At 67.2% G+C, this 10,292-nt stretch carries 6 protein-coding genes; all 6 read left to right on the top strand.

The features are described from left to right. Positions 1-324: 324 nt before the first annotated feature. Positions 325-2,790: a GH92 family glycosyl hydrolase gene (locus HMPREF3114_RS19180; RefSeq protein WP_053500737.1), complete on the top strand. Its 2,466-nt coding sequence runs from the start codon at positions 325-327 to the stop codon at positions 2,788-2,790. Between the two features lie 96 nt (positions 2,791-2,886). Next, the gene (locus HMPREF3114_RS19175; protein ID WP_053500739.1) at positions 2,887-3,936 is read left to right on the top strand and encodes a LacI family DNA-binding transcriptional regulator; all 1,050 of its coding nucleotides are present in this window, start codon (positions 2,887-2,889) and stop codon (positions 3,934-3,936) included. Between the two features lie 60 nt (positions 3,937-3,996). Continuing rightward, positions 3,997-5,310, top strand: coding sequence for an L-fucose:H+ symporter permease (gene fucP / locus HMPREF3114_RS19170; protein WP_005416346.1), 1,314 nt, complete (start codon positions 3,997-3,999; stop codon positions 5,308-5,310). A 7-nt stretch (positions 5,311-5,317) separates the two neighbouring features. Then, positions 5,318-6,313, top strand: a complete 996-nt coding sequence (locus tag HMPREF3114_RS19165) for a carbohydrate kinase family protein (RefSeq protein WP_070490455.1) — start codon at positions 5,318-5,320, stop codon at positions 6,311-6,313. Continuing rightward, positions 6,310-7,536, top strand: coding sequence for an AGE family epimerase/isomerase (locus HMPREF3114_RS19160; RefSeq protein WP_005416348.1), 1,227 nt, complete (start codon positions 6,310-6,312; stop codon positions 7,534-7,536). The genes HMPREF3114_RS19165 and HMPREF3114_RS19160 overlap by 4 nt, the downstream gene beginning before the upstream one ends. A gap of 101 nt (positions 7,537-7,637) precedes the next feature. Then, complete coding sequence (locus tag HMPREF3114_RS19155) at positions 7,638-10,256, top strand: beta-mannosidase (RefSeq protein ID WP_070490453.1); 2,619 nt, start codon at positions 7,638-7,640, stop codon at positions 10,254-10,256. The last annotated feature ends 36 nt before the right edge of the window (positions 10,257-10,292 follow it).

Genomic DNA, 10,292 nt, shown 5'->3' with positions numbered 1-10,292 from the left:
GTTTACGGCGTCCCCCGCAACCGGACCCACCCCGACTCCCCACAGGAAACCGGCTTCTGCTGTTGCTTCTGCTGTTGCGGTTGCTGTTGCTCCAGCTCGTAGCAGGTGCAGGGCGCAGCCCTGCCGAACACCCCATCTCATGCTGCGCCGCAGAATGCATTCGGCTGAACCTGCATGCTCTACTTGAATCGATCTAAATTCACGGTCTGGTGGGTCGGGCGTCGTTCCAGGGGGAGCTCTCTGCAGGTCAGGGCAGGGCTCAGCGGAACGGTGCCGGACGGCCCCGGCCGTCTGCCTCCGCGTCATCGACTACAGGAACCCGACATGCGTCCAGTGCCGTCCGCTCCCGCCGTCCCATTGTCCTCGCGCCCGCTGGTGCGCCTGGCCTGCCTGCTCGCGCTGTCGTCAGTGCCGGTGCTGCTGCAGGCCGCACCGGCCGCGCTGGAACGCGAGGTCAATACCTTCATCGGCAGCAAGGACGACGGCAATACATTCCCGGGCGCGTCGGCGCCGTTCGGCCTGATCCAGGTCAGCCCGATCGGCAGCCACTATTCGGGCTGGCGCTACGACGACGAGAAGATCCGTGGCTTCGGTCATTCGTTCATTTCCGGCGCCGGCTGCTGGGAGCAGGGTGGCCAGGTGTCGGTGCTGCCGGTGACCGGTTCGATCGGTCCGGGCGGCGATTTCGATACCGGCAATGCCAAGCAGTTCGACCACAAGGCCTACGCATCGACCTACACCCACGATGGTGAGGTCGGCCAGGCCGGCTACTACAAGGTGCGCCTGACCAGCTACGGCGGCATCGATGCGGAAGTCACCGCGCGCACCCGTGCCGCCGCCGAGCGCTACACCTTCAGCCAGCCCAGCGGCGATGGCCACGTGCTCGTCAATGTCGGCCAGGCCAACGAGCGCCATTCGGTGATCGGCAGCGTGGTCGATGTGGTCGGCGATCGTGTGGTGGAAGGCAAACTGGTCACCAAGAGCTTCTGTGGCGGCCACCAGTACACCACCTGGTTCCGCATCGAGTTTGACCGTCCGTTCAAGGCGCATGGCACCTGGGGTGAGGGCGGTGGCCTGCCGGGCGCGCGCCACAGCATGGAAGGCGAGCAGAAGCCGAACGGCGCCTGGCTCAGCTTCGACCTGGCCAAGGGCCAGTCGGTGACGGCGGTCAGCGCGATCTCGCACGTGGATGCCGAAGGCGCGCGCACCAACCTGCGCGCAGAAGGCATGCAGAATGGGGTGCTGCTCGGCTTCGACCGCATGCGTGCGCTGTCCCAGCAGTCCTGGCGCGAGCAGCTGGGCCGGGTGCGTGTTCAGGGCGGCACTGCCGACGACCGCGCGGTGTTCTACAGCGCGGTCTATCACGCACTGCTGCAGCCGATGACCGGCAACGACGCCGACGGCCGCTACCGCGGTTATGACGACGGTATCCACCGCGCCGATGGCTGGACCTATTACGAGTACTTCTCGCTGTGGGATACCTACCGCGCGCAGAACCAGTGGCTGGCGCTGACCCGCCCGGACGTGGCGCGCGACATCGGCCGTACCCTGCTGGCGATCGACGAACAGGTCGGTTGGCTGCCGCGCTGGGGTTATGCCAACTTCGAGACCAACATCATGACCGGCGATCCGGTCACGCCGTTCATGGTCGACCTGTGGCGCTTCGGCGCGCTCAAGGGCCGTGAATCGCAGGCCTGGGATGCACTGCGCCGCAATGCCTTCGGCACGCCGCCACTGAACTCGCGCATGGCCGGACGCTCCGGCAACCCGACCTACCTGGACAAGGGCTATGTGGCCTACGACCGCGCATTCCCGTCCAAGGGCATGGATGTCGATCCGCACCATGGTGGTTCGGCCACGCTGGAATATGCGTTGGCCGACTGCGCGCTCTCGCAGATGGCCGATGGCCTGGGCCATGCGCAGGATGCGGCGACGCTGCGTGAGCGTGGCCGCAACTGGCGCAAGGTGTGGGACCCGCAGGTGCGGGATGCCGAGACGGGTTTCACCGGCTTCCCGCGCCCGCGCACCGAGGATGGCCAGTGGTACACGCCGGCCGATGGCCACTACAGCCCGCGTTCGCACCACGGTTTCCATGAGGGCACGGCGTGGCAGTACCAGTGGCTGGCGCAGCAGGACGTGCCGGGCCTGGTCGAAGCGATGGACGGCCGCGAACAGGCCGGTCGCCGCCTGGATGCGTTCTTCGCGATGGACGCGCTGCAGGCCGATCCGCTCAATGCCGCCCGCAAGGCGTGGGTGGTGGGGCCGTACAGCTACTACAACCAGTTCCGCTACAACCCGAACAACGAGCCGGACCTGCACTCGCCGTGGCTGTACACGCTGATCGGCCAGCCGTGGAAGACCGCCGCCGTGGTGCGTGCCGCGCAGCAGTTGTTCACCAATGCCCCTAATGGCGTGACCGGCAACGATGACCTCGGCACGATGTCGGCCTGGTACCTGTTCAGCGCCATCGGCGTGTACCCGGCGGTGCCGGGCAGTGGCCAGTTCCTGCTGCACACGCCGCGCTTCAGCAAGGTCGAAGTGGATATGGGCAATGGCCGAATCCTGCGCATCGACGCGCCGGGTGCCGATGGCCGCCGCCTGCAATACGTGCAGGGTGTGCGGGTCGACGGCCAGGCGCATGCACCGGTGTGGCTGGACTGGGACCGCCTGCAGCAGGGCCCGCGCCTGCAGTTCGCGCTCGACGCGAAGGCGCCGGAGCAGGGCTGGGGCACCGCGGTGAAGGACCTGCCGGTGTCCTGGTGCGCGGCACCGGGCAGCCAGCTGCGCTGAGCCGGACTGTGCCGTTCGCGCTGACCCAGCGAACGGCACGGCACGACACGGCCCTGATCCATTAGGCTTGAGCCTCCAGCGGAGTCCGGGAAGACGATGAACGACAACGGCAACAGTCCCAGCAAGCGCGCCGGCAAGGCGGTGACGGTGACCGACATCGCGCGCGCGATCGGCGTGTCACGGGCAACCGTGTCGCTGGTGCTGCGTGGCAGCCCGCTGGTCAACGTCGATACCCGCGCCAAGGTCGAGGCCGAACTGCGCCGCCAGCGTTACGTCTACAACCGTGCGGCGGCCAACCTGCGCCGTCGTACCTCGTCGAGCATCGCGCTGGTGATCAACGATCTCTCCAACCCGTTCTTCGCCGAGTTCGCATCGGGCGTGGACGAGGCGTTGGGCGGGCGTGGCTACGTGACCCTGCTCGGCAGCACGGGTGAATCGCCGGAGCGGCAGCAGGCGGTGCTGTCCACGCTGATGGAGCACACCCCGGCCGGCCTGATCCTGTCGCCGGCCGAGGGCAGCGATACCGCACAGCTGCGGCAGGCACTGGGTGCCAATGCCAACGTGCTGCTGTTCAACCGCGAACTGGCCGGGGCCGACTGGGACTTCCTGACCCTGGACAACCAGCACGGCGCCTATCTGGCCACGCGCCACCTGATCGAGCGCGGCCACCGCCAGATCGCGTTCTTCGGGGGCCACGCCGCATCCAGTTCCTGCCACCAGCGCCGCGCGGGTTTCCAGCAGGCGCTGTCCGAAGCGGGCCTGTCGCTGCCGCCGGGCTGGATGATCGAGTCGGCACCAAACCGCCTGGAGGCGGCTGCGCGCACCGACGAGCTGTTTGCCGACGGCCATCGCCCGAGCGCGGCGGTCTGCTACAACGACACCGTCGCGCTGGGCCTGATGCTGGGCTTGAACTCGCGCGGCATCCGTCCGGGCGGCGATTTCGCCGTCACCGGCTTCGATGATATTTCCGAGGCGGCGGTGGCCGTACCGCCGTTGACCACGCTCACCGCCGACCCGCGCGAGCGTGGCCGCCAGGCTGCGGCGCTGCTGCTGCAGCGGCTGGACGAACCCGACGCACCGCCTCGGCGCACGGTCGCGCCGGTGCAGTTGCGCATCCGCGAAAGCAGTGCCGCACGACCGAACTGATTCCTTCCGCATACCCCTTCCACGCAACAACGACCTTCCGCGCATCGAGGCGCGTACCGCATGCCGATCTCCGCAACGCCCCGTCCATCGGGTTCTTCGGGCAACGCACCCGCCGTCACCAACGGCAAGGCGTTGGCTGTCGTGACCACGATCTTCTTCATGTGGGGCTTCCTGACCTGCCTCAATGACATCCTGATCCCGCACCTGAAGGCGGTGTTCGAGCTGAACTACGCCAAGGCGATGCTGGTGCAGTTCACCTTCTTCGGTACTTACTTCCTGATGTCGCTACCGGCGGGCCGCCTGGTGGCGGCGCTGGGCTACAAGAAGGGCATCGTGGCTGGACTGGTGATCGCCGGCATTGGCGCGCTGGGCTTCTGGCCGGCGGCCGAACTGCGCGTGTACGGCGCCTTCCTCGGTGCGTTGTTCGTACTGGCCACGGGCATTACCGTGCTGCAGGTCGCCGCCAACCCGTACGTCGCGCTGCTGGGCCCGGAACAGACCAGTTCCAGCCGCCTGACCCTGGCGCAGGCGCTGAACTCGCTGGGCACGGCCATCGCGCCGATCTTCGGCGGCATGCTGATCCTGTCCAACACTGTCAAGAGCGCTGACGACATCGCGGCGCTGCCGGCCGCCGAGCAGCTGGCCTACCGTGCCGCCGAGGCGCAGGCCGTGCAGGGACCGTACGTGGGCCTGGCCGTGGCGCTGGTGCTGCTGGCGCTGTTCGTGTTCCTGTTCCGCCTGCCGGCGCTGAGCGACGCCACCGAGCAGGCCGACCAGGGCCACCACCACAGCTACCTGGATGCGCTGCGCAAGCGCCACCTGCTGCTGGGCGTGCTGGGCATCTTCTTCTACGTCGGCGCTGAGGTGTCGATCGGCAGCTTCCTGGTCAACTACCTGTCGATGCCCAACATCGGTGGCTTCAGCGAACAGGAAGCCACGCACTACGTGTCGGCCTACTGGACGATGGCGATGATCGGCCGCTTCGCGGGCTCAGCGCTGCTGGCGCGCTTCTCGCCCAGCCGCCTGCTGGCGATCTTCGCGCTGGTCAACGTGGCGCTGCTGGTCACGACCATGCTGAGCTCCGGCAACATCGCGCTGTACTCGGTGGTGGCGATCGGCCTGTTCAACTCGATCATGTTCCCGACCATCTTCGCGCTGAGCATCGAGCGCCTGGGGCCGCTGACCAACAAGGGCTCCAGCCTGCTGATCATGGCTATCGTCGGCGGTGCCGTGGTGCCGTACCTGCAGGGCGTGCTGGCCGACCACATCGGTGTGCAGGCCAGCTTCATCCTGCCGCTGCTGTGCTACGGCTACATCATTTTCTACGGACTGGTCGGCGCGCGTACGCCGGCCTCCGCAACGCAGGGAGGCTGAGTCCGGAATGGGTGCCATCGTTTGCTTCGGCGAAATTTTGATCGATCTACTAGCGCAGCCGCCGGCCTCGGCCGACACGCCGCGCGCCTTCCTGCAGTACGCCGGTGGTGCACCGGCCAACGTTGCCGTTGCGGCCGCACGGTTGGGTGCGAAGACGCAGTTCGTCGGCACGCTGGGCCGCGACATGTTCGGCGACTTCCTGGCCGACAGCCTGGTCGAGCACGGCGTGGGCACGGATTACATCGTGCGTACCGATGCGGCCAAGACCGCACTGGCCTTCGTCGCACTGGATGCCAGCGGCGAGCGCAGCTTCAGCTTCTATCGCCCGCCGGCAGCCGACCTGCTGTTCCGTGACAGCGACTTCCAGGCGGCGTGCTTCGACAGCGCACAGTGCTTCCATGTCTGTTCCAACAGCCTGACCGAAGCGGCCATCGCCGAGGCGACCTTCGCCGGCATGGATCGTGCGCGCGCGGCTGGTGCGGTGGTCAGCCTCGACCTCAATCTGCGTCCGGCGCTGTGGCCGGCGAACGAGGACCCGACACCGCGCCTGTGGCAGGCGCTGGAACGCGCCGACCTGGTCAAGCTGTCGCGCGAGGAACTGGACTACCTGGCCGCGCCGCTGGGTGCCGATGGCGAGGCAGCGGTACTGCGGCGCCTGCTCGCTGCGCGCGCGCGCTGGGTGATCGTCACCGACGGTGCGGCCACGCTGCACTGGTACACGCGCGACAACCACGGCACGGTCACCAGCTTCCGCGTGGCTACCGTCGATACCACCGCGGCCGGTGATGCCTTCGTCGGTGGCGTGCTGGTCGGCTTGCTGGAGCGCGGCGGCGCCGGTACCGGTTTTGCCGCCTTCTGCCAGGACCCGGAGGCGATCACCGCCACGCTGCGCTTCGGCGCCGCGGTCGGCGCGCTGGCTGTTACCCGCAAGGGCGCGTTCGCCGCGATGCCCTCGCTCCATGAAGTGCAGCAGCTGCTGCAGGCCCAGGACATTACCGCATGAGCACCTCCCCCGACTTCCGTTCGCCCGCGTTCCTGCGCGCGCACATCGCCGATACGATGGCGTTCTACCATCCGCGGTGCATCGATCCGAACGGTGGCTTCTTCCACTACTTCCGTGACGACGGCAGCATCTACGACGCCAACCATCGCCATCTGGTGAGCAGCACGCGTTTCGTCTTCAACTACGCGATGGCCTACCGCGAATTCGGCAACGCCGAGTACCGTGAGGCGGTCGAGCACGGTGTGCGCTACCTGCGCGAGGTGCACCGCAACCCGGCCACCGGCGGTTACGCCTGGACCCTGCGCGACGGCAAGGTCGAGGACGACATGAACCACTGCTACGGCGTGGCGTTCGTGCTGTTGGCCTACAGCTGCGCACTGAAGGCCGGTCTCGAACAGGCCCGCGCATGGATGGACGAGACCTGGCAGCTGCTGGAAGCGCGCTTCTGGGAGCCCCAGCACGGCCTCTACAAGGACGAAGCCGATGGGCAGTGGAACTTCACCGGCTACCGTGGCCAGAACGCCAACATGCACATGTGCGAGGCGATGCTGGCCGCCTTCGAGGCCAGCGGCGAACAGCGCTATGTGGAGCGCGCGCTGCAGCTGGCCGACAACATGACCCGTCGCCAGGCCGCCAAGGCCGGTGGCCTGGTGTGGGAGCACTACGATTCCAACTGGGAGATCGACTGGGACTACAACCTGGACGACCCCAAGCACCTGTTTCGCCCGTGGGGCTTCCAGCCGGGCCACCAGACCGAATGGGCCAAGCTGTTGTTGATCCTGGACCGCCATGTGCAGGTCGACTGGCTGGTGCCGACCGCGCAGCACCTGTTCGACGTGGCCGTGGCGCGCAGCTGGGACGAGACGCGGGGTGGCCTGTACTACGGTTTCGCGCCGGAGTCGCGCCGGCAGCCGGGCATGGATGGCGCCCCGATCGGTGGCGACAGTTTCGTCTGCGACGACGACAAGTATTTCTGGGTGCAGGCGGAGACGCTTGCGACCGCCGCACTGATGGCCAAGCGTACCGGCGATGACCGCTATTGGCAGTGGTACGAGCGTATCTGGGCGTATTCGTGGGAACACTTCGTCGATCACCGGTACGGCGCCTGGTTCCGCATCCTCGATGCCGACAATCGCAAGTACAGCGACGAGAAGAGCCCGGCCGGCAAGGTGGATTACCACACCATGGGTGCGTGCTACGAAGTGTTGAACGTGGTGCGTTGAGGTCTGCCGCGCTGCGCGCTCGCCGGACGTGGTCCGGCGCTACCGTGGCGTGTTGAATTGGTAGCGCCGGACCATGCCCGGCGGAAAGACAGGAGCATCCCGTGCATCGCCTTCCCCTCGTTGTCCGCCTGCTCCTGCTGCTGATCGCGGCGTCCGCCTTCCCGGTCGCTGCCACGCCGCTGCAGGCACAGTGGGAGTTCCGTATGCTGCCCGGCGACGCGCAGGGCGCCGCTCATCCAGGTCTGCAGCAATGGCGGGCGGCGACGGTGCCGGGCAGCGTGCACACCGACCTGCTGGCTCACGAACTGATCCGTGATCCGTATGTCGGCGCACCAGAGGCCGAACTGCAATGGATCGGCCTGGCCGCCTGGGAGTACCGCGCCCGCTTCGACGTGGATGCGGCGACGCTGGCCAAGCCCAATGCCGAGCTGCGCTTCGACGGTCTGGATACCTACGCCGACGTCAGCCTCAACGGCAAGCCGCTGCTGCGCGCGGACAACGCGCACCGGACCTGGCGCGCGCGCGTGAATGGGCGCCTGCGGGCCAGGGACAATGAACTGCAGATCGTGTTCCGTTCGCCTATCCGCACCCTGCTGCCGGGCGTGCAGGCAATGCCGCACAAGATCGCTGGCAACTACCCGTCGCCGTATGGCGATGAGCCGAAGGGCGCGATGGTCGGCAACTTCGCGCGCAAGCCGGCCTACCACTTTGGCTGGGACTGGGGGCCTCGCTATGTCACCGCCGGCGTCTGGCGCGGGGTTGACCTGCAGGCCTGGGAGGCTCACCGCCTGACCGATCTTGCGGTGCGTACAGATGCATTGAGCGCGGAGCAGGCGAAGCTGGCCGTGCTGCTGCAAGTGGAGCAGGGCGCGGCGGCGGGCTCGGCCGTGGTGAATGTGGATGTGCGCGATCCGCAGGGCCGCAACGTGGCCCAGGTTCAGCGCACGGTGCTGCTGAAGCCCGGCCAGAACAGCATCGAGGTTCCGGTTGAACTGGCCGATCCAAGGCGCTGGTGGCCAGTCGGCCACGGCGCGCAGGACCGCTACACGGTGCAGGCCCGCCTGGACCAAGGTGGCACGCCGGAGCTGGCGCGCGAGCAGCGCATCGGGCTGCGCACGGTCGAACTGCGCCGCGAGGAAGACCGCAAGGGCGGGCAGGGCTTTGCCTTCGTCATCAACGGCGTGGAGATCTTCGCCAAGGGCGCCAACGTCATTCCGTTCGATGCCTTTCCCGCTCGCGTCGATGCCGCACGCCTGCGCCAAGTGCTGACGGCCGCGCGCGACGCCAACATGAACATGCTGCGCAACTGGGGCGGCGGCTACTACGAGGACGACGCGTTCTTCGACATCGCCGACGAACTGGGCCTGCTGGTCTGGCAGGACTTCATGTTCGGCGGCGGCATGCAGCCGGGCTACGATCCGGCGTTTCGTGCCAACGTGGTGGCCGAAGCACGCGACAACGTGCGCCGTCTGCGCCATCACCCCAGCATCGTGCTGTGGTGTGGCAACAACGAGGAAGAAACCGCCTGGAAGGACTGGGGCCACGGCCGCGACCTGAAGGCGGCCAACCCGGCATTTGCGGCGAAGGTCTGGCAGGGCTACGTCGACCTGTTCGGCAACGACCTGCGCCAGGTAGTGGGCGAGGAGGGGCTGGGCGTGCCGTACTGGTCCAGCTCACCGAGCAACGACCTTGACGAGAAGGCCAACGATTCAACGCGTGGCGACAAGCACTACTGGCAGGTCTGGGGTAATCCGGCGTTGCCGGTGCAGGCCTACCTGCGCGAGACGCCGCGCTTCATGTCCGAGTACGGGCTGCAGGCGTGGCCGTCGGTGGCGACAGTGGACCAGATCGCCACCCGCGCCGAACAGCGCATCGACAGCCCGGTGATCCGCGCGCACCAGAAATTCATGGCCGGCGAGGGCAACAGCCGTCTGCTGCACTACATCGAACTGGGTTACGGCACGCCGAAGGACTTCGAGGACTTCGTCTATCTCAGCCAGGTGATGCAGGCCGATGGCATCGCACTGGCGGCGCTGCATCATCGCGCCTCGCGGCCATACACGATGGGTTCGCTGTACTGGCAGCTCAACGATGTCTGGCCCGGTGCCTCGTGGTCCAGCGTGGACTATTTCGGCCGTTGGAAGGCGCTGCACTTCGCCGCGCGGCGTTTCTTCGCGCCAGTGACGGTGGCGGCACTGCGCGACGAGGGCAGCACGCGGGTGCGCCTGATCAATGATGGCGCCTCACTGGAAGCGCGCTGGCGTCTGCGGGTGATGGACGTGGAGGGGAAGGTGCTGCGTCGTCGCGAGGAAACGGTGACGTTGGTGGCGGCGGGTGTCACCTCGATGGGCGATTTCAGCGATGCAGAGCTGCTGGCCGGTGCCGACCCGACGCGTACGGTGGCGGTGTTCGAGTTGCTGCAGCACGGCGACGTGAGCGCGCGGCAGGTGGTCGGTTTCGTTGAGGCCAAGGACCAGCTGTTGCCGCGGCAGAAACTCAAGGCCACGTTGTCCATTGAAGGGGACCACTATCGTCTGCGGCTGGAAAGCGCGGCGTACGTGCGCGCGGCGTGGATCGACTTCGGCGCGCTGGATGTGCAGGTCGAAGACAACCTGCTGGACCTGCTGCCGGGCGAAACACATGATATCGCGGTGCGCGGCCCGGTGGATCTGGTTACCCTGCGCGAAGCGCTGAAGGTGAAGACCCTCAACGACCGTTGAGCAAAAAAGGGGACGGAGGGGATTAAGTCGTTTGTG

It is taken from the genome of Stenotrophomonas sp. HMSC10F07 (genome assembly GCF_001807895.1).
Classification (GTDB): domain Bacteria; phylum Pseudomonadota; class Gammaproteobacteria; order Xanthomonadales; family Xanthomonadaceae; genus Stenotrophomonas; species Stenotrophomonas sepilia.
This window is presented reverse-complemented; position numbering and strand designations above follow the sequence as displayed.